The organism is Pseudomonas sp. A34-9, from assembly GCF_029543085.1.
In the GTDB taxonomy this organism is placed as follows: Bacteria; Pseudomonadota; Gammaproteobacteria; order Pseudomonadales; family Pseudomonadaceae; genus Aquipseudomonas.
This window is the reverse complement of record NZ_CP119967.1, coordinates 2473932-2499882: the sequence shown is the minus strand read 5'-3', so window position 1 is coordinate 2499882 and position 25951 is coordinate 2473932. Positions and strand designations below refer to the sequence as shown.

Here is a 25951-nt window from a genome sequence, read left to right as displayed (position 1 = left end):
GGCCACGGAGGGCATCATGAGCGTCATCGAAAAACTACAAGAGCGTATCCGCCAGAAAGGCCTCGGCCGCACCTTCGGCACGTTGTGGAAACGCTACGTGTTCTTCCATTGGGAGCTGTTGTGGATGGAGCGCGACCTGGTCAGCCCGGTACCGCCGCACAAACTGCGCCCTTATGATGGCCTGCGCAGAGTCGACATCACGCCGGAGAATGCCATCGCCTTCACCAAGCATTTTGGTGACCGCGTGGGCACCATGGCGGAACTCGCCGCCGAGGGTCACACCGGGCACATGTACCTCGATGCCGACGGCCACGCGGTGGCATTTATCTGGGGCAGTATTCGCGACTATCACGACCGTCACTATTACGGCTGCACCTTCCCGGTGAAGCCGGGTGAGTTCTTCGAGTTCGGTGGCGAAATGACCCGAGCGTATTTCGGCAGCAGTCTGTCGGTGGACGTGCAAGTGGCATTGTGGGAAGCCATGGCGGCGCAGGGTTGCGACAAGGTGGTGGACGTGTGTGAGACGCACAATATTCCGGCGCTGAAGCTGCATATCCGTATGGGCTATCACGAGCAGGGGCGCGTGATGCACGTGTATTGCCTGTTTGGTCGCTGGAAGTTTTTCCGGGAAACGCGGTATGAGGGTTCACGACTTGAGCCATTGCGCAAACCGGGACGGCCGGTGGTGAGTGCGGCGGCGCAGGCTTGATTCACATCTGAAATGTCTAGCGGCAGTGATGCCGTCATCGCGAGCAGGCTCACTCCTACAGGGGAATGCATTTCAAATGTAGGAGTGAGCCTGCTCGCGATGAGGCCGGTAGCCGCACCGATCAATCAAATCTTGGTGGCGACCAGGGTAAAACACATCGGCATCTGCGCTTGCTGATTCAGATACTGGTCATACACCTCTTCCCGATTCGAATGCGGGTATTCCTTGAAGTGCGCAATGTTCAGTCCTGCCCCGATCGCACCGCTGAAAATCGCCCCCAGCGTATGCACAAACCAATACGACTTCGCTGCCTGCTGTTCAACCTTGCCGACATAGACAATCGGTTCTTCCTGCACAAAGGGTTCAGCGCGGAAGTACGAACTGGCGAGGCGATAAGGATCTTCCGCATTCGGATCAACCATTTCCAGAAACGGATGGGTTTCGTAGATCACCAGTTTTCCGCCCGGTTTCAGCGTTGAAGCGACATGGCGGAAAAACTCGCCGATGTCCGGCATCCAGTTGAGAACACCAATGGTGATCAGTGCCACGTCGAAGCGATGGTGCAGCGACGCCGGCAGATGATGGATATCGGCTTCGATGAATTCGGCGTTGTGCGGTGAACGCTTGTTCAGTTCACGCGCCTGTTCGAGAAACGCCGCCGACTGATCGACACCGACCACGCTTCTGGCACCGAGCGCAAATAGGGAGAGACTCTCGCGGCCATTGTTGCAGCCCAGTTGAATCACATCCTTGCCATCGACCTCCAGCAACCCGCTCAAGGTCTCATCAAGACAAGAGAAATCCGCCTGCGCAACTTCGCCGAGCAAGGCCTGCCAGTCAGGCGAATCCTGATGATGGCGGGCGGAATCGTTCCACGCCTGTCGATTGCTGTCGATGGCGGTTTTATTGTTGGGCACTTCCATGGCGCACTCCGGACGGTGCTCTTGATTGAGCGGATCCGAGTCTAGATCAGCCCGGCAATTGCGGTTGTTACAAACTTGTAAGCCAATTCGTGTAGGAGCTGCCGCAGGCTGCGATCTTTTGATCTTGTTTTTAAAGGTCAAGATCAAAAGATCGCAGCCTGCGGCAGCTCCTACATATCTGATTGTTTGAATGTCGGGCAGCTATAGTTAATAGCCTTGGGGAAAACCGCACTCGCAGGTGCCGCCATGCCAATGCTCGATCGACTGTTGTTGACCGGCTGTCTGCTCGCTGCCACTCAGGCGCAAGCGCTGGACAGCAATTTTGTTTACTACGGGCCCAACCAGCCCTTCGCCCACCCTGCTCCGTATTCGTTGAACGCGACGCCGCCGAAGCCATACGAGGACACGGCGCCGCAGGATTTTGTGGTCATTCCGGATGATCACGTGTTCTACGACTCGCAATTGCCCAACGTGGCGGATGCGACGGTGCGGGTGTTTATTCGCACGTACGATGCCGAGCGCGGGATTTATGTGAATGACGAGGTGCTGGATCCCAGTTGTCTGCTGGAGTGTCTGAGCCGGCAACAACAACATTGATTCTGGTGGCGTACAACATCTGCGGCACCACCGATCCCTTGTAGGAGTGAGCCTGCTCGCGATAGTGGTGTGTCAGCAATAAACAGGTCGACTGACACACCGCTATCGCGAGCAGGCTCACTCCTACAGGGAATCGGTGGCGGGCTACCACTGCCGTTTATCCGGGCGGGCGAGGCCGAGTTTTTCGATGCGGTAGCGCAGCATGTCGCGGCTCAGGCCCAGCAGGCGTGCGGATTTGGTGACGTTCCAGTCGGTCTTGTCGAGCATCTTGCGTACCATGTCGCGTTCGACTTCCGGCAGGTTCATCGACTCGGTGTTGCTCGCCGGGCGCGGTTCGTAGTGCATCGGGGCTTCGTGCAAATGCATGGGCGGTTCGTCGACCAGGCTCATGCACACGTTCAGTTGATGCGCGGCAATCGTATCGCTGGGTGCCAGCAGCACGGTCTGCTCAAGCATGTTGCGCAGTTCGCGGACGTTGCCCGGCCAGGTGTAACTGAGCAGCAACTCCTCGGCCTGCTGGCTGAAATGCAGATTGGGTTTGCCGTAACGCTTGCCATGGCTGGCGAGGAAGTGCCGCGCCAGCAGCAGAATATCGTCGCCCCGGGCATACAGACGCGGCACCTTGATGGAAATGATCCGCAGGCGGAAAAACAGATCGCGGCGGAATTTACCCTGCTGGACCATCTGCTCAAGGTTGCAATTGGTCGCACTGATCACCCGCAGATTGACCTTGCGCTCCTTCACCGAACCGACCCGGCGAATCGTCCGATCCTCCAGCAACTTCAAAATCTTCGCCTGCAGCAGCAGATCCATTTCGCCGATCTCATCGAGAAACAGCGTGCCGCCATCCGCCGCTTCCACCAGCCCGACCCGGCGATCCTTGGCGTCAGTGAACGCGCCTTTCTCATGGCCGAACAGCTCCGACTCCACCAGGTTCGACGGAATCGACGCACAGTTGAACTCAATGAACGGGCCTTTGCTGCGCGGGCCGTCGAAGTGCAGCGCACGGGCCACCAGTTCTTTACCGGTGCCGGTCTCGCCTTCCACCAAAACCGGCGGCAGATCAGTGTTGGCCATGCGTCGCTCGGCGTCGAGCAACTGGCCGATGGTGTTTTTCAGATATTGCATCGGCGCCGAATCGCCGATCAGCGCCTGCACCCCGGATTTCTGCGCCTCACGCTCCTGATAGAACGACAGCGTGCGCTCCATCCGTTCGGTGGCCAGCGCCTTGTCCAGCAGCAGTTTGAGTTCCGGCAGCGCGACCGGTTTGGTCACGTAATGAAAAGCGCCCTCCTTCATCGCCACCACGGCATCTTCAACGTTGCCGTAGCCCGTCATCATGATCACTTTGAGATCCGGCGCGCTGATGCGCAGCTTCTGAATCAGGTCGTGACCACTCATGCCTGGCAGCGAATTGTCGGTGAGCACGATGTCCGGCATAAAGCTTTCCAATTGCCCCAACGCGTCTTCGGCCGAATGGCAGACCGTCACCTCGAAGTCCTTGCGCTCCAGGTAGGTCTGAATATTCTCGGCCAGCAGTTCGTCATCCTCGACCAGCAGAATGCTGTGTTCCATATTCCCCTCCCGATGCCACTTTGAAGTTGAGACTGACGCGGGTTCCTTCCTGCTCGCGGCTGGTCAGTACGACCGAACCTTCAAAACGCTCCATGATTCTTTTGACCAACGCCAGACCAACCCCGAGGCCGCCCTGTTTGGTAGTGAAAAACGGTTTGAACACCAACAGTTGCTGCTGCGCGCTCATGCCCTTGCCGGTGTCGCTCACGGTCAGGCGCACGCTGTCGGGCTGCGGTGATTCGAATTCGACGCTGAGCACACCGCCCTTGGGCATGGCTTCCAGGGCGTTGGCAAACAGGCTATTGAGGATTTGTGTGAGCAACACCTTCTGGCTGACGACCGGCGCGCAATTGTGCGGTGTGAAGCGCACTTCGACGTTGCTGCGTTTGATCAACGCTTCGAACGCGCCGAGGGTGTCCTCGACCGCCATCAACAGGTCCACCGCCTCGCCGTCGTCATTCATCGGCCGCAGCGAAACGAGCAACTCGCGGACCCAGCGCGACATGCGATCAACCTGGCTGATGATGTCGCCGATGTTGCGCTGCGCGCCGGGGCTGGCGATTTCCTGGGCCAGTTCGGCGCTGGAACGAATGGTCGCCAAGGGATTGCGCAAGCTGTGCGCGACCGCCGAAGACATCTCGCCGAGGGCGACAAAGGTTTCGTTGCTGATCAGTTGTTGCTGCTGGCTCTGCAGCAGTTTCGCCGCACGCCGAACGATCCAGAACAAGGCGAGAAAGATCGCCGCTCCACCGAAACACGTCGCCGCCCAGATCGAGGCGAACCCACGGTCGATGCGGTCTACCAGATCCGCCGGTTCCTTGTAGATCTCGACCATGGCGATGACTTTGCTTTTGTCGGCGTTGAACATCGGGATGTAGTTCTCGATGAACAGGTATTTCGGTTCGCGCAGTAACTGCTGCTCGGGTTTTTCATCGTCGATTTTGTGGTAACTGGAGGACACCGCGACTTTCATCTCGAACGACTCGTCGAGCTCGTCGTCATCCTCGAATTTGACCCCGATCAGTTCTGGATTGGTCGACCAGATCACCGTGCGATCCAGCGCATACACCGTGGCCAGGAGAATGTCCGGCAGGTGTTCGACATGGTCGAGGAACTCGGCGCGGGCGGCTGCATGGGCAACCGGATCGACATCGGGAAAGTTGTCGTCCTGGCGCGGGTCAAGCATTTCGCCCATGGTCCGCGCCGGGGTGATGCCGGCATGGCGTATTTCCGCCGCGCCGATGGCCTGGACGAATTGTGCGGTCAGCAAGGCGTCGCGCTCGACGCTTTCGGTGACCACGAAGCGCGTGGAGATATAGCCAAGGCCCACTGCCACGGCGGCGATGATGAAAAAACTCGCCAGCGAGAACCAGCGCAGCAGATTGAACTGTTCGCGCCAGCTCTTGCCCATTGCGGCCGGGGTGTCCGGCGCCGGTGTTTTTTGTGCTTCCAGTCGCTGCATGGGAGTGCCCTGGAGTTTTTGTATCGGGCCAGTTACAGCCATCAGTGTAGGTGGCTCTGACCACGACACACGGTTCAATGATGCTATTGCGCCGCTAGCGCATCTGACTCACCGTTGCGGCTGGATCGCCCGGTTTTACTGGCGTCAATGCACCGTCGGCGACGGTTGCGGTGGACGGTTGCTGACGCTCGGTTTCATCACGGAGGAAATCGATGATCGACTGCGCGGATTGCTCGTCCAGGCGCAGATTGGGCATCGGGATTCGCTCAAACTGTTCGTACAGTTGCACGGCAATCGGGTCTTTTTCCGCGAGCAGGCGATCCGGTTCGCGAATCCAGCGGTTCAACCATTGGGCGTCGCGATGGCGGGTCACGCCGATCAGGTCGGGGCCAATGCTGCGCATGCCGAGGCCCTGCCCATCCATTGGGCCGAGGCTATGGCACGAGGCACAGCGGGTGCGGAACAGTTCTTCGCCATTGCTCGGCGGGCGAATATCCGGGGCATTGGCGTAGCTTTCTTCGATGCTCGGCTGTTTCCAGTTTTGCAAGGTGTTGGCCAGTTGATCGGCGAGGATCCACGGGTTTTCGAACGGCGAGGCTTTCATCCAGCGCCCGGTGGTCTGATTACCGACGATCAGGCTGAGGTTGTGGTCCTTGCTGCGACCGTTGTCGACGCCGTCGATGAACAACCCGAGTTTCTTGCGCAGGTCGGTGACGTCCTCGAATTCGCCGGTGAGAAACTTCCAGCCGGGGCCGACCTTGAAGCGCTGCGAATACGCTTTTAGCACCTCGGGTGTATCGCTGAGCGGATCGATGCTGATCGAGTAAAAAAAGATATCCTGACCGACCCGATCGCCGAGCAGTTTCTGCACCTGGCGCAGGCGCGCGGTTTCCAGTGGGCAGGAATCACTGCACGAAGTGAAGATGAAGTTGATCACCACCACTTTGCCTTTGATCAGGTCATCGAAAAAATGCACCTGCCGACCGTCCTGATCGGTCAGCAGGGTGTTGGGGAAATAGTCGCCACCCCACGGGGTGGCGGATTCGCTGGCCGTTGGCGATCCGCCGACGCTGGCCTGATGGGCCAGCAATACGCGGCTGCCGAGCACACAGGCCACCAGCATCAGCACCAGGTGCATGCCCAGCGCCCGGGAGCGCGGGGTAGGCAGCGGCGGGCTGTCGGCGTGGCGGCGGTTCATGGCTTGATCACCACTTGTGGGCCCATACCGTCACCGTTGCGGAAGGTCGGCAGCGCGGCAGAGTTGACGTAACGCACACCGTCCCAGCTCGGCAGCGGCGTTGGCATCAGTTGCAGTTGGCCGGGTTTTTCCAGGTCCCAACGCAGCAGCATCGAGTTGTCTTCGTGCTGGGTGTTGTGACAGTGCTCCATGTACGTCCCGGCGAACTCGCGGAAGTTGATCGCCATTTCGACGTTGTCCAGACCATCGGCTTCGGAGCCGATGCGGTAGACGTCTTTGCGCGCCCATTTTTCCCATTCCGGTGGCGCCTTGCCGCCGCGGCTGAGGATGATTCCCTCTTCGAAGTGCACGTGCACCGGATGGCTCCAACCCTTGCCGCCAGCCTTGATATTCCACACTTCCAGGGTACCGAACCCGGTGACACCGGCGTCGGTCGGACCGCTGGACAATTGCGTCGAAGCGTTCAGGCGACGCGGATCCATGTGGAAGCCAAAACCACCATCGGTCTTGACCGTCCATGGCGCTTCATCGGTGCCATCGGCGCGGCCAAAGGTGAAGGTACGGTGGCGAGCCTTGGCCAGCAGAGCCTTGTCGGCAGCGTTGTCGCGATGGATCTTCAGCGGGATCATCACCAGCCCTTCAGCCTTGCCGGGTTTGGCCGGTTCGTAGGCTGCCGGGTTCATCGCCAGATCCTGGCCGGTGTACGCCTTGACGTTGAGTTGCAAAACCTTGCCCACCGCCGGATCGCCCTTGTCCCACTGCGGGCCCTTGCTGGTTTGCTTGATCACCGGCAGGTATTTCTCCGAGAGCACGTCGGCCAGGGGAATCACTTCTTTCGGGCCTTTGCCGTCGTCCTGCGCCTGCAGGTTGAGGAAGAACAGCTTGTCGCCAGGCTTGATGCCGTTTTTCGAGAAGTTGACGATGATGTCGAAGCGCTCGGCGATGCCTTGGGTGGGCAGGATCGCGTTGTGGTTCTGTTTATCGCCGTCGGCGTCGAGGTCCATGCTGCCGTCGAACGGCACGCTGTGTTCCATGATGTTGCCGTCGTTGGCGATCATGTGGAACGGCACGCGGCTGTACGTCAGACCCGAGTTTTTCGGCCCCTGGAACTCTCCGCCACTGCCTTTGATCTCGCGCACCAGCGCCAGTTTGAAGTAGCGCGACACCGAGCCATTGAGAATGCGGAAGCGATAGCTGCGTGCGCGCACGTCGAGGGTCGGTTTCCACTGCCAGTTGACCAGCACCTGATCGCCGATGAAGCCGTCGGTGTTGAACGGGTTGAACCACAACTGCCCTTCCTGATCCCAGGCCTTGTCGGCGAACACCAGGTTGACGTCGTAGTCGCGGTTGCCCCACGGCAAGGCGCTGCCGCTGGGGAAGCGCAGGTTGACGCCGTCGTTCACCGACTCGTTGCCGCGATCCAGCGCGCTGTAGTAGTTCATCATCGCCGCGTTGCCCTTGTAGACGTTCTGCGCGGTGAAATCGAGCATGTGGTCGTGGAACCAGTGGGTGCTCATGGTTTCGCGCCAGTCGCCCCGAATCTTGATGGTGCCGTTGTCGCAGGTCTTCTTCGCGGGTGCGAGATCGTTGACCCACAGGGTTTCGCCTGGGGCGCAGGGGAACGCCGCGCGCGGGTCTTCGGCCTTGGTGTTGATGCTGTCGTAACCGGCGAGCTGGATCGGCCAGCGATAGTCGTAGAACTGCCCCGGAAAGAAGAACGCATTGGCATAGCCGTCGCTTTCCGCTGGCGCGTGGCCGTTGTGCTCGTGGGTGCTGATGGTGTGCAGACCGAAACCACGGTTGGCCGACGGGTCGATCGGCAAGCCGTTGTAGTGGCGCATCATCACCGGTTGGCCGTAGCGCACCATCAACAGTTTCGGCGGCAGCGTGCCGTCGAAGGTCCACACCGCGTTGTGGTTTTGCACTGGCATGTTCGGGTGGAACCGTGGATCGACGCCTTTGGCAGTGCCATCGGTTGCGGGAATGCCAGCCACGTTGTGGTACAGGCCACCGGGGCCGAATTCGCCCAGGGCATAGCCGTGCATTTGCCGACTGTCACGCAGGCCACCGTTGAGCCGTGCACCGGTCTGCACGGTTTTGTAGGCGACTTGCGGGTAGAACTCGTTCCAGCGCTGATGCGCCCAGCCTTTTCCGGGTGGTCGGCCTTCGGCGGACGAACCGATGTGGCGGTTGAGGAACACTTCGATCTGCGCCTGCCACGGGTTGCGGTCGACGACGTTGGAGAACTGGCTGGGGAACGGCGTCAGCCCCGGTTGACGCAGGAACGCATCGAGGGCGCTGCCGGGTGGCGCGCTGCGGGCGACGTTATTCGGATCCTGAGCCGGTGCCGGGCCAATCGCAGCCGGCGGAAATGGCAGCGGCGCGGCCGGGGTGGTCGGGTCGAGTTTTTCCGGGCCGAACTCTTCGAACAGGACGATCTGCTGGGTAAACGGCTGGGCGCCGAACAGCGGGCTCGGTTTGCCATTGGTGGGGTAATTGAAACTGGTCTGCACGCTCGGCGGCAGCGGGTTTTCGACGCGCGGGGTGTCACGCGAGCCTTTGACCCCGTCGGGCAAATCGAAGGAATCTTCGTTGGCCTCGGGCATGGTCAGGATGGCGTTGAGGGCGGTCGTCTCGTCCGCCGGTTCGTCGTAGTACGCCGACGGGTCGGAGGTTTCTGGCTGTCGTTCGTCATCAATGGGGCTGGCGTGAACGCCGGCCATGGTGCCGAGGGTCAACATCAGAAAGACGCTCAACGGCGTCAACAAGAAGGTGTTGCTTGGGTCACGCGTTGTTCTGTCCATCACCAGCCGCCTCATCAAGGAAGGGGTGATGGTGTTTTGCAACTAGTGCGCCAAGAAATTATTTCCAGTTGTAACAGGGACTTGGGGGCGCTGTGAATTTCCCCACTCCCCGGTGACCGGGGCTTGACACCCATTGATGGGGGAAGTTCATAAATTTTTGCGGCGTTTATGAACCTGTGTAGGAGCTGCCGAAGGCTGCGATCTTTTGATCTTGGTTTTTAAGATCAAGATCAAAAGATCGCAGCCTTCGGCAGCTCCTACAGGGGGAAGGTGTGAATCAGGGGACCAGTTGAAAGGCCAGGCGAACGGTGGTGCCCTCGCCTTCGCGGCTGTCCAGCGTCACGCCGCCGCCGAAGCGCTCCATGATGCGTTTGACCAACACCAGGCCAACGCCCAAGCCACCTGACTTGGTGGTGAAAAACGGCCGGAACGCCATGGTCCGTTGCTCTTCGTTCATGCCTTTACCGGTGTCGCTGAGCACCACGCACACACCCCGGTCGCCGCCGGGTTCAAGGCTGACGGTCAACGTACCGCCCTTGTCCATGGCCTCCAGCGCATTGGCCAGCAGGCTGTTGAGGATCTGCGTCAGTTGCACCGGCTGGCTGAGCACCATCGGCGTGTATTGCGGATGAAACACCACCTGCACGCCGGCCTTGGCGATCTGTTGTTCGAAGGCGACGAGGCTTTCGTGCAACGCCGCCACCAGGTTCACCGGTTCCGGGTCATCGTTGAGCGGACGCAGCGATTGCAGCAGCTCGCGCACCCATTTCGACATGCGATCGACCTGGCCGATGATGTCCTTGATGTTCTTTTCTGCCGGGCCCGCGTCGAATTCCAGCGCCAGTTCGGCACTGGAGCGAATCGTCGCCAACGGATTGCGCAAACTGTGCGCCACGGCGGAAGACATCTCGCCCAAGGCGACAAAGGTTTCATTGGCGATCAGTTGTTTTTGCTGGGCCGCGAGCAGAATCGCCGCGCGCCGCACAATCCAGTACAGGCCCAGATAAATCAGTCCGCCGCCCAGCGCGGTGGCCAGCCAGATCAGCGCCAGTCCGCGTTCCATGCGGGCGATGAGGTCTTTCGGTTCCTTGTAGATCTCGACCATCGCCGTGACATTCTTGCCCTCGGCGTCGAACAGCGGGATGTAGTTTTCGATAAAGATGTAATCCGGCGGTGTGACGAATTTTTGTTCTTCACGAGCCTTGTCGACGTCGTGGTAACTGGCCGACACCGGAATCTTTTCGTTGAAGGCGCGATCAAGATCTTCATCGGCGTGAATGTTGGTCCCGATGAGCGCGGGGTTCGTCGACCAGATCACCCGTCGGTCCGGTGCATAGATGTTGGCGAGGATCACATCCGGCAGATGGCCGATGTGATCGAGAAACTCGCCTCGCGCATCAGCCCGGGCTTGCGGATCGACATCGGGAAAATCCTTGTCCAGCCGCGGATCGAGCAAATCGCCCATGGTGCGCACGTTGGGAATCGAGACGTGGCGCACTTCAGCCGAGGCGATGGCCTGAATGAACTGCGCAGTGAGCAAGGCATCGCGTTGCACGCTTTCCTCGATCACGAACCGCGTCGACACCGTGCCCAGCGCCACGGCGACGGTGCCGATCACGGCCATGCTGATCAGCGAAAACCAGCGCAGCAGATTGAACGACTGCTTGCGCGAGCCCCACCTCAAGTTGGCCTCCTCGACCGGTAGCGATTTCGACTGCATGTTCATGGCGGCGACTTCCCGATACGTCCCTATAGGGTTATAGCCCACGGGTGGGGGTTTGCCCGGATGCGGGGATAGCGACCCGATGCACACCTCCCAAACCCACCCCAGATCCCTGTAGGAGCTGTCGAGTGAAACGAGGCTGCGATCTTTTGATCCTGCTTTTGTGAATCAAGATCAAAAGATCGCAGCCTGCGGCAGCTCCTACAGGGGTTCTGCGTACGACGGGCCATCAAGAGCATCCCCACCGCCCCCAATCCTGGGGAATGACGCCCGTTCCCCGCAGTCCACAAACTTCGCCAAACCGCCCGCCAAGCCCTCTACCCCGGCCCTCTCCCACCCATCCACCGCAGCTTGGCATGGAAGGTGTACAGGCCCTGTGCAACTGACCCATCCCCAAGGGGCAGGTACTTCGATAGAGGGATTAACTCATGCACCCTTTACTGTCCAAAACCGCGACCGTCCTGGTCGTGAGCGCCTTGGCCCAGGGCATTGCTCAGGCCGCTTTGTTCGCTGTTGATCCGGGGCCGTACACACCGGCCAACGGCGGTTTCGCCAGTTGGTATCAGGACACCCACGGTCGCACGCTGGATCTGTGCCTGTCCAAAGCGCTCAGCTCCCGAGTACCCAGTACTCCCGGCGCGCCTTCGTACATGTGTTCGCTGCTGCCGACGCCCGGCGTGTTCGACGACACCCAGCCGATTGTCTTCCCGAGCAACTTCCCCGATGAAGCGTTCTGGTTCACCGGCGAGACCACCCTCGTTGATGCGGCGCGCGGAATCGACCTGACTTACGTCAGCGCCGTCGAAGCCGCGTTCGCTGCCGAAGAGCCCGTCGAGGGCGATCAAGTCAGCTTCGCGCGGATCCGCATTCGCGTCGATGTGCCCACCGCCGGCACCTACGTCATCACCCACCCGTACGGCGTCGATGTGTTCAACATCGACACCCCCGGTCGCCGCGCGATCAACATGACCCGCGACATCGGCATCGGCACGCCGAAAACCTATGACGGCGCGCTCAAGGGCGACATCGGCCCGTTCCTGCGCAGCGTCAACGGCCCGTACACAGAAACCAACCCGGTCACCGGCGCCGCCGAGCAATTTGTCGGCGACCCGAACCTCTCCGAAGCGGTGACCGGTAGCCCATTCAACACCAACTACGTGCGTATTGAAGGGCCGAACGGACTCGACCTGCGTTCCACCACGTTCGCGGTCTCCGGCAAGTTGTCGACCGTGGTTCGACCCACGCCGATGATCACCCAGCGCAGCACCTACTCACGCAAAGCGGGGACCAGTGCGCCGGTCGCTCAGCAGGACGTTTTCGTTCTCGCACCGCCAGCTCCCGGCACCGTCGCCGTGACCAGCCTCACCCCGGTGCTGAACATGACCGAAGCCAACTCCACCGGCGCCTGGTACGCGCAATCGTCGGCCAATCCGACCTTGCCGAGCGTCCTGCAAGTGACCGCCGACAACCACCTCGCCATCGCCAGCAGCACGCCGACCACCCTGCCCATGACCCTGACCGACCTGGTGGTGATCCAGAGCGCCCAATACAGCTTGAGTTCTGGACAACTGACGGTAGTGGCCTCGACCAGTGACGAAACCTCGCCACCCGTACTCACCGCCACTTCCGGCAGCGGCGCCGCCATCGGTGCGCTGAGCGGCGACGGCGCGGTGAAAACCCTGGCCACCGGGATCTCGCCGATACCGCCCGCCAAGGTCCGCGTGACGTCGTCCAACGGCGGCAGCGACACCGAAGAAGTGGTCATCGTGCAATGAACGCTCACATGCCCAGATCCGCATCAGGAGGCATCATGAACAAGTGGCCACGCTTTGCGCTCAACGCGCTCGGGCTCGCTCTCTCGCTGACCGGCAGTGCCTATGCGCAACTCGCCGCCGTCGACCCCGGCCCCTACACCTTCGCCACCGGGAAATTCCCGATGTGGTATCAGGACAGCAATAATCTGTCGATGGAACTCTGCCAGTCGCGCGCCGCCAGCTCGCGGGTCGCGGCCAGCACGCCACCGGCCTACATGTGCACCCTGCTGCCGGAACCGGGCATCTTCGATGACAGCCTGCCGATGGTGTTCCCCGACAACTGGCCGCCGGAAGCCTTCTGGTTCCTCGCCGAAACCAATATTCCCAACAACGGCGCCGGCTTTGGCATGGACGCTTATGTCGCCGGGATAGAGGCGGCGTTTGCCTCGGAAAACCCGGTTGACGGCGATCAACAAAGCTTCGCGCGGATCCGTATCCGGGTGAACGTACCCGTGGCCGGCACCTACACCATCACTCACCCGTATGGTGTGGAAACGGTCAACGTCACCACACCCGGGCGCCGGGCGATCAACATCACCAAAGACATCGGCATCGGTGCGCCGGGCGACTTCAGCGGCACCCTCAACGGCGCCATCGGGCCGTTCCTGCGCAGCATCAACGGCCCGTACACCGAAGTGAACCCCGATACCGGCGGCGTCGAAACTTTCGTCGGCGACCCGAACCTCACCGAAGCGGTGACCGGCAGCCCGTTCGACACCAACTTCGTGCGCATCGTCGGGCCGTCCGGCGCCGGCACCATTCAGACCAACCTGTTCACCGTCGCCGGCAAGGTGCTCGACAGCCGTCAGCAAACCCATGTCGACATCGACCGCGCCACCTATCGCCGCACCTCGGCCGGGGTGCGTGCCGAGGTATTCGCCAAGGCTGACAGCAGCTCGACCCTGTGCTTCCGTGAAACTGTGGCGCTGCTCCCCGGTCCACCGCCAACGCCGTGCCAGACCAGCCTGACGGGGGACAACAGCGGCCTGTTCTTCGGCCAACGCCTGGGCAGCGGTGCCGTGCCGCCCGTCGTGGTGGTGACTGCGACCAACCCGGCCGGGACCACGCGGCCGACCGCTGTGTCGGCCAAGCTCACCGACGTGGTGAAAGTGCAGACCGCGCGTTACAGCTGGGCCAACCACAGCTTGCTGATCGAAGCGACATCAACCGATGAAGTGGCGGTTCCGGACATGGTTGCCCAAGGCTATGGACGCCTGTCGAAGACCGGCACCCTGCAGCGCATTACCGTCGCCGACCTGACTCAGCCACCGGCCACCGTGACGGTGAAATCCGCCGCCGGCGGCAGTGACACCGAGCCCGTTGTCGTCGTCGGCACCGCACCGGACACCGGCGCCAACCAGGCGCCAATCGCCAACGCCGACACCGGCAGCACCAGCTTCGGCGTGCCGGTGACCGTCAACCTGCTGGCCAACGACAGCGATCCCGACGGCAACACGCCGCTGAGCATCACCGCATTGACTCAACCGGCAGCCGGCCAAGGCACCGTCGTGCTCAGTGGCACCACCGCCGTGGTCTACACCCCGCCAGCGGTGGTCAACGCGCCACTGACCACGACCTTCACCTACAAAGCGCAGGACGCCAAAGGCCTGGCCTCGGCCAATCCGGCCACTGTGACCATCACCGTCGCCCCGAACCAGGCGCCGACTGCCGTCGCCGACAGCATCGCAACGGCAGGCCTGACCGTGCCGATCAGTGTGCTGGCCAACGACACCGATCCGGAAGGCAACGTGCCGCTGGCCGTGGCCAGTGTCACCCAACCGGCGCTCGGTCGCGGCACCGTCACCAGCGATGGCACGGTCGTCACCTACACCCCGCCGGCCGTGATCCTGACCGCCTTTACCACGACCTTCACCTACGTTGCCCGGGACAGCTTCGGCGCCCTGTCGACACCGGCCACGGTCACTGTGCAGGTGTCGCCAAGAGCGCCAGCGGAGAACTTCGCCGTCACCGCCGCCACCGTCACCGCACGGGCCGGCAACCGCTTTACCTGGGACTTCTCGGGGACCTCGTCGGTGATCCTCGGCAACACCGTCACCGTGCAGGTCACCACACCGACCGGACTGGTAACCCTCGGCACCACGACCGTGCCACTGACCGGTCGCTGGAGACTGACCGTCACCAACACCACCGTAGTGCCGTCGGCCAACCCGACCGCAACGATCCGCACGACGCCTGGCACCGTGCGCACCGTCCCGGTCACCGTGCAGTAACCCTCCACCCCCACCACCCGGTCATCGCGACCGGGCCGGTGGGCCAGATTTCAAGACCCGGGATTTTCGCCATGAACACGCCGACCGCCGCCCTGCTTTGCCTGCTCCTGCTGTGCAGCAGTGCAGGCGTGCGCGCCGACGACCTGATGGACAACGACGACCTGGCCCCGACCAGCAGCGACCTCGGCGAACTGCCCCCACCGGTGGGTCAGCAAGCCCTGATCGACCAGCTCGGCCAGGCCAACGTCGCCCTGCTGCAACAGAACGGTCAGTCGCTGCTCGGGCAGATCGTGCAGTCGGGCAGCAATCAGGAGGCGTACATCCTGCAACAGGGCAGCGACCTGATGGCGCTGATCAACCAGAACGGTTCCGGCAACGCCGCCTCGATCACCCAGAACGGCAGCCACAACCGCGCGCAGATTTCGCAAAACGGCAACAACAACGACGCCAGCATCGAGCAGGCCGGCACGGGGCTGCAAAGCGCCGTGACCCAGTCGGGCAACGGCATGAGCGTTTCGGTCAAGCAATACCGCTAAGCACTGCAAATCATCGGAGAGTTCATCATGTTCAAACTGACGCCCCTCACCGCCGCCCTCCTGGTCATGATCAGTGCCCAGGCCATGGCCGACGACAGCCTGTCCAACCAAAGCCAGGTCGGTACCGCCAACATCGCGGACGTGAAACAGACCCAGGCGCCGTTCAGCACCGCCACCCAGACCCAACTGGGCCAGGGCAACGACGCCGCCGCCGTGCAAGACCACGCCACCAGCGTGATCACCCAGGACGCCGTCGGCGACTACAACGCCGGTTACGCCGAACAACTTTACGAAGACAACGCCACCATCACCCAGCAACAGGCCGGCGCCTTCAACACCGCCCACGCCAGCCAGTCACTGGGCTTCGGCTCACCGAACAGCGCACTGCAACAGCAGCAAGGCACCGGCAACTTCTCGTTCGTCTATCAGGACTCGCAGAACGGCAGCGAAGGCAAAACCTTCCAGTACGGCGACAGCAACGAAGCCAACATCGAACAACTCTATGAAGGCGTCGGCAACAGCTCGGTGATCACCCAGTACGGCACCGCCAACTACGGCACCGCCGAACAAGTCACCCACAACGGCGGCCAGATCGGCATCAACCAGGCCGGCGAAAACAACTACGCCTACGGCGACCAGCGCAACGGCACCGGCGGCAACATCACCATCAACCAGTTCGGCAACCTCAACGGCACCGAAATCTGGCAAGACTCGCAACTGGCCAGCCAAGCCACCATCAACCAGTACGGCGACAGCAACGAAACCGTGGTTGACCAAAGCTTCGGCGAAAACAACAGCGCCGCCGTCACCCAGGTCGGCAACACCAACGCGATCTACGCCGACCAGTTCGAATCGGTCAACTCGACATTGGCGCTGTACCAAGTCGGCAACGGCAACGTGCACTACACCTACCAGAGCGGCGACGGCCACACGCTCAGCGCCACTTCCGTGGGCAACGACAACAAGGTCTACGCCAGCAACTGGAAAGGCCCGCAATCGGGTGGGCAGTTCGGCAGCAACCAACGTGCGACCGTCACCCAGGCGGGGAATGGCAACATCGCCAACTTCACTCAGGATGGCGTTGGGCATGTGATGACCACGCATCAGACCGGGACTGGCAACAAGACCACGGTCAGTCAGGCCGAGTCGTATAACGAGCTGTATTTTGATCAGAATGGCAGCGACAACATTTTAATCTCGGATCAACGCGGGACCGGCAACCTGGTGCAGGGTTCTTCGAATGGCACCGGAAACAGTGCCGAGTTTGATCAGTCGGGGTCGGGCAACCAGGCGTATACCGCGCAGTTGTATGGCAGTGACAACCAGATCACTGTGAAACAGGCGGATACGATGAACGTGGCGTATGTGACCCAGGGTGGGACGGGGAACATTGCCAATGTGGATCAGAGTGGCGTGACGCAGACGGCGAATATTCAGCAGTTTGGGTCGGCTAACCAGGCGACGGTTTTGCAGCAGTAAGGGGTTGGGTGTTGATGGGCCGCGATTCTCTGGTGAGGGGGGTCGCGGTTTTTTTGTAGGCAGACCTAACCACACGCGAGGCTTGTCAGATCAGCCGAGTCCTACAGAAAAAAGAAAGCTTTTAGTAAATCGGTGGTGTTTTCCTACCACTTCTGGCGGTTGGCCGTCGGAAGCACGGCGTCTAGGATTCTTTGGGACAAATGATCCTCATGGAGCTTGACCAACGTGCTATTCATCCAGCCAGCGACGACAGCAAATGCTTTACCGAATAGACTTCGAGGCATTAAACCCGGAGGTGCCATGATCGACCCGTCTTTAATCGACCCACTGTGCCCAGTTGTTTCAGATCTTGATCCTGAAGAGCAGGCCGCGAGCTATGACCGTTGGTTAATCGCTAAAGTGCAGGCTTCGATGAGTGATACAAGACCGAGCATTCCCAATGATCAGGTTATGGCCGAGATGCGTGCCTTGATGGAAGCAAAGCGTAAAAAATACGATGCAGGTTGAGTGGCAGCCCGAAGCTCGGGCTGAACTCCTGAAAATCCTTGATTACATCAGTGACCGGAACTTAGTAGCGGCTGACAGACTTTCCCAAGCTATCGAAGGCGCTACGGTTACCCTTGCTCAACATCCACACCTCTATCGAATAGGTCGAGCGCCCGGTACTCGCGAGATGGTTGTGCACCCCAATTACCTGATCATTTATCAAGTGGTGGGTCGGATAAATATTCTGAGCGTTTTGCATGCGCGGCAGGAATATCCATAACGCAGACCGAAAAATGCCGGCAGATCAAACGCAATTATTTTGCTAACAAAAACGCGACCTTTTCGAGGGTCGCGTTTTTTCTTGATCGTTCCCACGCACTGCGTGGGAATGCCTCTCGGGACGCTCCGCGTTCCAAATTGCGAATTTGACGCAGAGCGTCAGGGGCTGCATTCCTTTGCTGCGCGTGGGAACGATCTAATTAGCCATCCTTCAACTCGACGTGATCCAGCGCTTGATTCACCGCCAGTTCGCCCAGCATGACGACTTGTGCGATACCCAGTGCAGTCTTGCGGTGTGAGGTTTCCAGCGAAGCGGCGAAGTTGATCAGCATTTCGCTGGCGGAGCCGAGGGTTTCGCTGGCGTTGGCGAGCAGGGATTCGGTGTTGTACCTGGGGTTGGCGAGGTACATGGGTTCCGGCTCGTTGGCGCTGGACATGATGTGGGCGGTGGGCTTGAGGTAGAAATCGAGGGCGCGGTCGGCGGCTTCGTGGAGTTTTTTGCTGTCGACGGAGGCGTAGGGGGATGTGGTGTTGGTGTCTGGTTCTGGGGGGTTGGGTATTGGTTTTTTCATGATTATTTACCCTGTATGACGGTTATAGCTGGCCCCCCATCCGGTTTCCAAGCGAATAGGTGGCAGCTGTACGCAGGTTGGAAACCCGGGACAGAGGCAACCCGGCAGACACAAGGTCTCCCACGCACAGCCGCCATAACAAAGTGCACACAGTGAAGGTGCGCAAGGATACGTTATGAATGGCGCTAGTGCGCTCTGTAGTTACTCGGGTTTCCACGCCCGGCCGCTGAATTGGCAGCGACAAACACAGGCTAGAGACCGGACGTCCGACGGACAACCTGAAAACCTTGTGGGAAGGTTCTGCAAAAACGAAACATCCTTTAAACATCCCGAATTGAAATACGCATGTGTAGGAGCTGCCGCAGGCTGCGATCTTTTGATCTTGATCTTGATATTCATCTTAAAAAATCAGAGTCAAAAGATCGCAGCCTTCGGCAGCTCCTACAGTGAATGTGTGCAAGCGGCGGGAATTGGTCGGCTCATAGATCGCCATCGCTGGCAAGCCAGCTCCCACAAGGATTTGGATACATCCGCAATGGCAACTGTGTCTGTGAGATAGCTATCGCGAGCAGGCTCACTCCTACAATTGAATCGCGTGCTGTCAGCAAGAGATTGGTCGGCTGTCAGGCCGCCTTCGCGAGCAAGCCAAGCACGCCGTGCTCTTCACCACTCAATAGGCCGAGTGTCAGCTCGCCTGCTCTTGATCTTGATCCACGGGCGACGTCGGAAGGCTGAGTGGAGGGATTGATCCGGGCGTGGGAGCGCAGCGACCGTTTGGCGCAGCCAAACCCAGCGAGAGGAGGTGCAGCGAAGCAAACCGTAGGCGCTGCGCCCGGATCGATCCCGCAGCGAAGGAACCCCGAGCCCTAGCGAGCGGGCCGCACGCAGGAGCAAGCCTTTTGGGTTACCTTTTCGGCGTTTGGAAAAGGTGACCCGCCGTAAGGGCGGAACCCTAAGCCGCCGTTACCGCAGCAACGGATATGCACCCGGTCAACCAGAACTCACCGCCCAACCAGAACCTGGTCGGCCCGAAGGCCGCCACGTTCACTCGGCCTCCGGATCCACTTTGTTCTGCGTCAAATACCGATTCAACACATCATCCTGCGAAGGCGTAGAACTGTCCCCCGCCACCTGCCACAAATGCCGCTCAATCCCCTGCGCCACCATATGCCCCACCGCCGCCTCAATCGCCGACAACACACACAACTGCGCCGGCTCATTCGTCGTATATCCCACCTCAGCCTCAAGCAACTTCTTGAACTCGATAAACTTGAAAATCCCGGCACTGCGCGCCACCGAATAAATCGTCTTGCTGGTCATCACATTCGCCAGCACCTGCCCACTGCGTACATCCACCGCGCGCAAATTGACGGTCACCTGATCCACCCGATACTCCCGCGACAAATCAATGCCCAGATACCGCGCCCCTTCCCCACCGCTGCGCACATTGGTGTCATACGCGATGATCCCGCCCTCAAGCATCATGTTCGCCGCCTGCAACGGTGGCAGCTCACCCTGAATATTCACCGGCGTATTCGGCTTCTTCTGCGACGCGCGAATAATCTTGCGCTCGGTCAATAGGTTCTGCAGCCCTTCGCGCTCCAGCACGACAAACCAGCCACTGGCCTGCATCGCGTCCATCAACATCGACGCTGCACCCTGGGTCACGCTGGTGGAAAACGAACTCGCCGGCGTCGGCTTGTACTGCCCGGTCTGATCACGGAAGCCGTACACCACCGCCATCAACCGCCCCTTGGGTCGCGGCATCTTCAGCAAGTCGTAATAGGTCGAGGCCCTGGGGGTCAGGGTCGGGGTTTCGGTGTCCTGCTCGGCCGGCATCGGCTCACGCAGACTGCACCCTTGTAATGTCGCCAACAGCAGCCCTAACGCGATGATCTTTTTCATGTCCGTTCTCCCCGGAACCGCCAGCCCGTCATGGGTTGAGGCCGTTCACCTGAATTTCCGAAACTTCACCGCTCGCTCGGTCGGTCACTTCAATGGTGAGTGCCCCCGAGTCGTCGACGACGTTGACGATAAAAGCGTCTGTGGACAGGCTCCCCGTGTTGCCGGTGGAGATGTTGTCCAGCAACTGCCCCAGCAGCCGCGATTGCAATTGACTGGTGAAGCGTTCGAGCGCCGACGTGCCGGCCACTGTGGTGCGCTTTTTCAGGTCAGGATCGTCGTAGTCGTTCTGCGCCTGAGCGTTGTTGAGCAGCCAGGTGCCGTTGAGCGGGTTACCGCCGAACGACGGGTTGACCGGCGTGTAGACCAGTTCGGTGGCCTGGACGGCAGCGGCGCTGGCGAGCCCGATCAACAACCCCGAGATCCAGAAACCGCTGCGCCGTGAGAACGTTGTGCTGTTCATAGTTCGTCCTTCTCAAGGTCGGTGGTGTCCTGCAACATGGCTTCCAGCTTGCGCCGGACAACCTCCAGTCGAACCAGATCGGCGGCCTCGTAGGCCTCGTCCTTCAGTTCCACAGTGTTCGGCGGCAGGAAGCGCCGATAAACCAGGCGTTGCTGATATTCCACGGTCACCAGGCTGCCCCAGCGCGCGTCGGGTCGCTCGCGCACCACCAGGTTGAAATCCATCGGGCTGGTGTCGCGCAGGCGTTCACTGAACGAGTAGTAAAAGTCGTGGCCGATGTGCGAGATCGTGTCGTCGACGATGAAGCCCATCATTTCGTCTTCTTCACCGGCGCTGGCGCAGCACGCCACCACGGTGAGGACCAACGCGCACCACCAGTGGCGAGTCATGGCTGCAACGCCTGCGGCAGATTCGACTGGCCTTTGGCCGGGCCATTGGTGCCCTCAAGGAAGGCCTTTTCGGCGACGAACTGCCAATCGGAATAACGCTGCATGCCTTCAAAATCCGACCACTGCGTCGGGAAGTCCGCCTGCTTCAATGGCAGCTCGGTCGACGGGCTATTGATACCCGTGATGCGTCCGTCGAAACCGCGTTGCAGCGCCCATTCGCCCTGGCCAATCGGATCCGGATAGAGCTGACGCAAATGATGTTTCGCCTCGGGAAAACGCTGATCGTCGAGCAGATCGCCCAATTCTTTCGGGTACTGCGCCAACCCCGGCGAACTGCGGTAGTAGCTGCGCAGCGCCTGCGCGTACTGGGTGCCGACCCAGAGCAACTGGCGCTCTCGGTCACGGCGCGACGCGGTCGACCACAGCTCGCCGGCACTGGCCAGGCCCATGCCCATCACCACAATCAGGAACAGCACGCCCAGGTACGTGAAGCCACCCTGCTGTGCGCGGTTACCACTCGGAATACTGGCTGCCATCACGCGCCCTCCCGGTAGCACCGCTTTTGATATCGGCCACGCCGCCCGCGACGCCGTCCGGTGGCGCGATCAGCACCCACTGGTCTTTGCGTTCGGTGATCGGATCGAGTGGCGCGTTGCGCAGGTAACGTTGTTCGATCAGTTGCTCGATGGAATCGGGGTAGCGGCCGGTGTCGCCGTAGAAGTGATCCAGCGCCTCGCGCATCGCCGACAGGCTCTGGCGCAACGTGGTTTCCTTCGACGCTTCAAGGCTGTTGAAGTAGCGCGGCAGCGCGATGGTCATCAGCGTGGCGATGATCGCCATCACCACCATCAGCTCCAGCAAGGTAAAACCTTTTTCCCGGCGCATGAGGTTCACCACTCGCGGTAGGCGATGCCGTTGAGGCCCTTGCCGCGGGCGTGGGAGTAGACGTCGAACACGTCTTCGCCATCGCGCGGATTCTGAGCCGAACTGTTGTAGGCGCGCACGCCCCAACCCCCTTCGTCATCGCGTTTGGCCGACACCAGCGGATCGCGCGGGATGCGGCGTAAAAAATAGAACTTGGCGCCTTTGGCACTGCGCACATCGCGCACGCCCTCGACCAGCACTTTCAGGTTCGGCGGGTAGCCGCTGCTGTTCAGCGACTTCTCGATGTAACCGGCATCAAAGGCGCGTTTGTAGGCGTCGATGGCATCGCGAATCTGATACAGCGCGTTGCGCAATTCCTGCTCCTTGCCACGCCGCACCAGGGTCTCGGTCAGCGGCGCGGCCATGCTCGCCAACAGGCCGATCAGGGCCAGCGTCACCACGACTTCAATCAAGGTAAAACCGCGCTGGGAGGCGTTCATGATCAAGGCTTCTCGACAGTGACGCGGGTGGTTGCCACGGCCGACTCACCGACTGCACGCGGCTGCGCGGCAGGCGACGGCATCACGTAGCTCTGCGAACGATCCGGTGCCTGAATGTGCATGCTGGTTTCGGTACCGGTGGAGAACTCCATGTCCGACGGGCTCTGGTACGGCAGGTTGCGCACGATCCGTGGGGTGATCGACAGCACCAGTTCCGATTTGCCGATGGTGTCTTTGTTGCTGCCGAACAAGCGGCCCAGCCCGGGAATGTCACCGAGCCCGGGAATCTTGTTGCCGGTGGCGCCGTGGTCGTTGCGCACCAGCCCGGCGAGGATTTGCGTTTCGCCGTCATGCAGACGCAGCGAGGTCTGCGCATTGCGGGTATCGACCTGTACCGGGATCGTGCCCTGGCGGGTCGGTTCCAGCGGCGTGGCGTTACTCACTTCCAGGGCAATCTTGATCGCCACTTCGTTGTTCAGGTGCACGGTGGGGGTCACTTCGAGCTTCAGACCGACATCCAGATAAGTGACGCTTTCAGTGATCACCGGCCCTTGTGTCGACGGCACCGAGGTCGCGCTGATGATCGGCACGCGCTGGCCGATGTGGATGCGCGCCTGCTCACGGTTGCTGACGCGAATCACCGGGCTGGCAAGGGTGTTGATGTCGTTGTCCTGCGCGTTGATCTTGGCCTGCGGCGATGGCCCGATCGAGATACGGTCGGAGTTGATGCCCTTGAGTTGGCCCAGCAGGGTGACCGGCGAACCATCGGAGTTGACCACACCGAAGGTGCTCGGCCATTGCAGACCGAGGTCGAGAATGCGCTGAGTGGCGACTTCCATCACCTCGACTTCGAGCACCACTTCCGGGTTGGACTGGTCTTGCGATTGCAGGAGTTTTTCCGCCATGCGGATCGCGTCTTCGGTGTCGCGCATGGTCAAGGTGTTGAGGCGCTCATCGACGAACACGTCGCGGGTCTTGAGCATAGTCTTGACCATGTTCAGCGCAGTGTTGGCGTCGATGCTGGTCAGGTAAAAGGTGCGCATCACCAGTTCCTGGTAATCCTTCACTTTCTGTGGCGAGTCCGGGTAGATCAGCAAGGTGTTTTCGTTCACCACTTTCTGGTGCAACTGGTTCTGTTGCAGCAGCAGGGTCACGGCGTCTTCGATGCGCACGTCACGCACGAAAATCGTCGCTTTCATGTCCGGGCGCAGGTCTTTGTCGAAGATGAAATTCAGCCCGGCGACTTGCGACAGCACTTCGAAAATGGTCTTCAGGTTGGCGTCACGAAATTCCAGGGTGACCGGGCGATCGAGCTTAGTGCGCAGTTGCGGATAGGCGATCACGTTGCGGCTCTGCACCAGACGAATGTTGCCTTGCAGCTCCAGCGCGCCTGCGTTGGCCGGGTCGAGTTCGAGAATCTGCTTGACCTGGCGATCCGCGCCGTAGATGTCGCCGCGACGCAGGTCGCCACGGGCCAGTTCGAGTTTCTCGTCCATGGTGCGCAGGTATTCCAGCTGTTTCAGGGCATCCTGGGCGCGGCGGTTGTTCGGCTCGATGGTCAGCACGCGCATGTAAGCGGTGCGCGCCGAAGCAAAGTCGCGCCGCGAGCGGTCGGTGTCGCCGGCCGTCAGCAATGCCGTGATCGCTTTGGCGCGGCCGCTGTTGAGCAGCAGGTGCAGTTCGGTGTCGCGAGGATTCTCACGCAGACCTTCCTCGATCCGGGCCAGCCCCGCCTCGTACTGCCCCTGTTCAATCAGGTCGGCGGCTTCCTTGTTGGCCACCTGCGCAGAACTGCACGCGGCCAGCCCGGCACACAGGCCCAGGCTCATCAGCAAACGGGAACGGTTCATTGCGTACTCCCCACAGACAAGGTCTGCGACAAATGCAAAGGCAGGTAAACCAGGCTCAATTCCAGATCGGAAATGCCGGTGATCTTCCAGGTGTCGTCGATCACATCCCCGTTGCGCACGACGTAGATCTTTTCGCCGTTCTGCAAAAACACTTGCAGGTCGCTGCGGTCATGCAGCCTGCCGACGAATTGAAACGGCACCGGTGGCAGGCTCGGGGCTTGCACCACTGTGGCCGGGTTGATCGCTTGTTCGGTGACCGTGGCCAGGGCCGGCGCGGCCTTCCAGGACTTGGCGGCGAACAGGTCACCGGCCGGGCTCAAGTCCTTGATCGGTAAGTCCTTGGCCTTGGCGTTGCTCGCCGGCAGCGCGCCACGGCTGGCGGTTTTAGCCGGGGCGGCCACCGCCACTTCGTTGGAATCGGCGTCATCACTTGGCGAGAAATACTCCGGCAACCATGCCAGCGCCGCCGCCACGCCGAAGAACGCCAGCCACCCTGTCACGCGCTTGGTATTCATCACGACCTCGACAGGTAAAGGGTCATACGGATCCGGCCATTGAGGTCGGTGTCGCCAATCTTCTTGCGTTGCAACTCCAGGTCTTCCACCACCACCGCCGGCAACTGGCCGAGCAAGGCATGGAGGAAGCGGCGCAGTTGCGGGTAGCTGCCGCGTACCGGCAACAGGATCTGATAGCGCGCCAGATGGGTTTTCGGGTCGACGCCGAGGGCGTATTCGCCGCGCGCCAGAGTGATGTGTTCTTGCGCTGCAAGGGCGTAGATGCGATCGATAGCGACGGTGGCTTGCGGCTGGGCCGGCAGTTTGTTGCGGAAGTCGTCGAGCTGACGTTGCGGCACCACTGGCGGCGCGATACTGCCGTCTTCAACCTTGGCCAGATACTCGCTGGCCTCCTGAGTCTGCTGGCTGAGGTGCTGCAACGATTGCCAGCCCGGCAGCAAACCACCGAGTGCCCAAGCCACGGCCACCAGCAGCAGCGCCAGCCCGGCGAGGCCCGGAATGCCGAGGCCTTGCAGGTATTCGTGGACGATCAGTCTAGGGATTCGCATCGCCCATCTCCCAGGTCGCCGACAGGTTGAATTGCACCGGTTGCTCCGGCGATTTGACGACGATTTCGTGGCTCAGCAGCGACACGTCGGACAGCTCGTCGCTGGCTTCCAGACGTTTGTGAAAGTCGAGCATCGCTTGCAGATCCCGCGCTTCGGCGCTGATCCGAACCTGGCCTTTGCGTGCATCCGGCGTCAGGCTCAGCAGGGCGACGTCGTCGCGCGGCAGCGCTTCAAGCATGGCGAACAGGCGTTCCCATGGCCGGCGCAATTGCTGCGAGACCTTGCGCATCTCCGCCAGGTTCTGCGCCTGCTCGCGGGTTTCCGCCGGGCTCAATGTGCTTTTGGCACCGCTGTCGCCGGTGAGCTGGCGCTGGGTGGTTTGCAGGTGGCCTTGTTGCTGTTCGGTGTGCGCGTCGAGGTGCTGTTGCACGCCGAAGCACAGCAGCGCCAGCAGCACACCGCCGCCGAGCAGACCCCAACCCAATGGGCCGGAACGTGGTCGTGGCTGGAAGTCGAGATTGAGCGCGCGCAT

25 protein-coding genes are annotated in these 25951 nt (G+C 60.9%); 8 read left to right on the top strand and 17 right to left on the bottom strand.

The window, feature by feature from the left end; genetic code table 11:
• Positions 1–16 precede the first annotated feature (16 nt).
• A complete protein-coding gene (locus tag P3G59_RS11220; RefSeq protein WP_277761572.1) occupies positions 17–709 on the top strand; it encodes an N-acetyltransferase in 693 nt (230 codons plus the stop codon).
• Between the two features lie 125 nt (positions 710–834).
• On the opposite strand, the gene P3G59_RS11215 is transcribed toward P3G59_RS11220, so the two are convergent.
• Positions 835–1632: a class I SAM-dependent methyltransferase gene (locus P3G59_RS11215; protein WP_277761571.1), complete on the bottom strand. Its 798-nt coding sequence runs from the start codon at positions 1630–1632 to the stop codon at positions 835–837.
• 246 nt (positions 1633–1878) lie between these two features.
• Here P3G59_RS11215 and P3G59_RS11210 point away from each other — a divergent pair, with 246 nt between their 5' ends.
• The gene (locus tag P3G59_RS11210; RefSeq protein WP_277761570.1) at positions 1879–2229 is read left to right on the top strand and encodes a hypothetical protein; all 351 of its coding nucleotides are present in this window, start codon (positions 1879–1881) and stop codon (positions 2227–2229) included.
• Positions 2230–2373: 144 nt separating this feature from the next.
• On the opposite strand, the gene P3G59_RS11205 is transcribed toward P3G59_RS11210, so the two are convergent.
• The 5 genes from P3G59_RS11205 to P3G59_RS11185 form a co-directional block, all read right to left on the bottom strand.
• Positions 2374–3804, bottom strand: coding sequence for a sigma-54 dependent transcriptional regulator (locus P3G59_RS11205; protein ID WP_277761569.1), 1431 nt, complete (start codon positions 3802–3804; stop codon positions 2374–2376).
• On the bottom strand, positions 3773–5266 hold the full coding sequence (locus P3G59_RS11200) for an ATP-binding protein (protein WP_277761568.1): 1494 nt from the start codon (positions 5264–5266) through the stop codon (positions 3773–3775). Before P3G59_RS11200 ends, P3G59_RS11205 begins: the two co-directional genes overlap by 32 nt.
• Before the next feature lie 94 nt (positions 5267–5360).
• Complete coding sequence (locus P3G59_RS11195) at positions 5361–6464, bottom strand: SCO family protein (protein ID WP_277761567.1); 1104 nt, start codon at positions 6462–6464, stop codon at positions 5361–5363.
• Positions 6461–9268 carry a multicopper oxidase domain-containing protein gene (locus P3G59_RS11190; RefSeq protein ID WP_277761566.1) on the bottom strand — a complete coding sequence of 936 codons (2808 nt, stop codon included), beginning with the start codon at positions 9266–9268 and terminating at the stop codon, positions 6461–6463. Before P3G59_RS11190 ends, P3G59_RS11195 begins: the two co-directional genes overlap by 4 nt.
• A 277-nt stretch (positions 9269–9545) precedes the next feature.
• On the bottom strand, positions 9546–10994 hold the full coding sequence (locus P3G59_RS11185; protein WP_277761565.1) for an ATP-binding protein: 1449 nt from the start codon (positions 10992–10994) through the stop codon (positions 9546–9548).
• A 425-nt stretch (positions 10995–11419) separates the two neighbouring features.
• Between P3G59_RS11185 and P3G59_RS11180 the strand changes: the two genes are divergently transcribed.
• From P3G59_RS11180 to P3G59_RS11155, 6 genes are all read left to right on the top strand, one after another.
• A complete protein-coding gene (locus P3G59_RS11180) occupies positions 11420–12766 on the top strand; it encodes a hypothetical protein (protein WP_277761564.1) in 1347 nt (448 codons plus the stop codon).
• Between the two features lie 35 nt (positions 12767–12801).
• The gene (locus tag P3G59_RS11175) at positions 12802–15036 is read left to right on the top strand and encodes an Ig-like domain-containing protein (protein ID WP_277761563.1); all 2235 of its coding nucleotides are present in this window, start codon (positions 12802–12804) and stop codon (positions 15034–15036) included.
• Between the two features lie 71 nt (positions 15037–15107).
• The gene (locus P3G59_RS11170; protein WP_103305806.1) at positions 15108–15572 is read left to right on the top strand and encodes a curlin; all 465 of its coding nucleotides are present in this window, start codon (positions 15108–15110) and stop codon (positions 15570–15572) included.
• Positions 15573–15599: 27 nt separating this feature from the next.
• On the top strand, positions 15600–17051 hold the full coding sequence (locus tag P3G59_RS11165) for a curlin (protein WP_277761562.1): 1452 nt from the start codon (positions 15600–15602) through the stop codon (positions 17049–17051).
• A gap of 300 nt (positions 17052–17351) precedes the next feature.
• The gene (locus tag P3G59_RS11160; protein ID WP_083368637.1) at positions 17352–17558 is read left to right on the top strand and encodes an antitoxin; all 207 of its coding nucleotides are present in this window, start codon (positions 17352–17354) and stop codon (positions 17556–17558) included.
• Positions 17548–17817 (top strand): type II toxin-antitoxin system mRNA interferase toxin, RelE/StbE family, encoded by a 270-nt coding sequence (locus P3G59_RS11155; protein WP_083368636.1) that lies wholly within the window; start codon positions 17548–17550, stop codon positions 17815–17817. Before P3G59_RS11160 ends, P3G59_RS11155 begins: the two co-directional genes overlap by 11 nt.
• 199 nt (positions 17818–18016) lie before the next feature.
• Here P3G59_RS11155 and P3G59_RS11150 read toward each other — a convergent pair whose 3' ends face one another.
• The 11 genes from P3G59_RS11150 to P3G59_RS11100 form a co-directional block, all read right to left on the bottom strand.
• Positions 18017–18388, bottom strand: a complete 372-nt coding sequence (locus P3G59_RS11150; RefSeq protein ID WP_277761561.1) for a DUF6124 family protein — start codon at positions 18386–18388, stop codon at positions 18017–18019.
• A gap of 1044 nt (positions 18389–19432) precedes the next feature.
• Positions 19433–20293 carry a CsgG/HfaB family protein gene (locus P3G59_RS11145; RefSeq protein WP_277761560.1) on the bottom strand — a complete coding sequence of 287 codons (861 nt, stop codon included), beginning with the start codon at positions 20291–20293 and terminating at the stop codon, positions 19433–19435.
• Positions 20294–20321: 28 nt separating this feature from the next.
• Positions 20322–20753: a curli assembly protein CsgF gene (locus P3G59_RS11140; RefSeq protein WP_034152593.1), complete on the bottom strand. Its 432-nt coding sequence runs from the start codon at positions 20751–20753 to the stop codon at positions 20322–20324.
• Positions 20750–21142 carry a curli production assembly/transport protein CsgE gene (csgE, locus tag P3G59_RS11135; RefSeq protein WP_277761559.1) on the bottom strand — a complete coding sequence of 131 codons (393 nt, stop codon included), beginning with the start codon at positions 21140–21142 and terminating at the stop codon, positions 20750–20752. The genes P3G59_RS11140 and csgE overlap by 4 nt, the downstream gene beginning before the upstream one ends.
• The gene (locus P3G59_RS11130; RefSeq protein WP_277761558.1) at positions 21139–21678 is read right to left on the bottom strand and encodes a type II secretion system protein; all 540 of its coding nucleotides are present in this window, start codon (positions 21676–21678) and stop codon (positions 21139–21141) included. Before P3G59_RS11130 ends, csgE begins: the two co-directional genes overlap by 4 nt.
• On the bottom strand, positions 21653–22027 hold the full coding sequence (locus P3G59_RS11125; RefSeq protein WP_007919395.1) for a type II secretion system protein: 375 nt from the start codon (positions 22025–22027) through the stop codon (positions 21653–21655). Before P3G59_RS11125 ends, P3G59_RS11130 begins: the two co-directional genes overlap by 26 nt.
• Positions 22028–22032: 5 nt before the next feature.
• Positions 22033–22506 (bottom strand): type II secretion system protein, encoded by a 474-nt coding sequence (locus P3G59_RS11120; protein WP_277761557.1) that lies wholly within the window; start codon positions 22504–22506, stop codon positions 22033–22035.
• A 2-nt stretch (positions 22507–22508) separates the two neighbouring features.
• A complete protein-coding gene (locus tag P3G59_RS11115; RefSeq protein WP_103305796.1) occupies positions 22509–24356 on the bottom strand; it encodes a secretin N-terminal domain-containing protein in 1848 nt (615 codons plus the stop codon).
• Positions 24353–24871: a hypothetical protein gene (locus tag P3G59_RS11110; RefSeq protein WP_277761556.1), complete on the bottom strand. Its 519-nt coding sequence runs from the start codon at positions 24869–24871 to the stop codon at positions 24353–24355. Before P3G59_RS11110 ends, P3G59_RS11115 begins: the two co-directional genes overlap by 4 nt.
• On the bottom strand, positions 24871–25419 hold the full coding sequence (locus P3G59_RS11105; protein ID WP_277761555.1) for a GspMb/PilO family protein: 549 nt from the start codon (positions 25417–25419) through the stop codon (positions 24871–24873). Before P3G59_RS11105 ends, P3G59_RS11110 begins: the two co-directional genes overlap by 1 nt.
• On the bottom strand, positions 25406–25951 hold the full coding sequence (locus tag P3G59_RS11100; RefSeq protein ID WP_277761554.1) for a PilN domain-containing protein: 546 nt from the start codon (positions 25949–25951) through the stop codon (positions 25406–25408). Before P3G59_RS11100 ends, P3G59_RS11105 begins: the two co-directional genes overlap by 14 nt.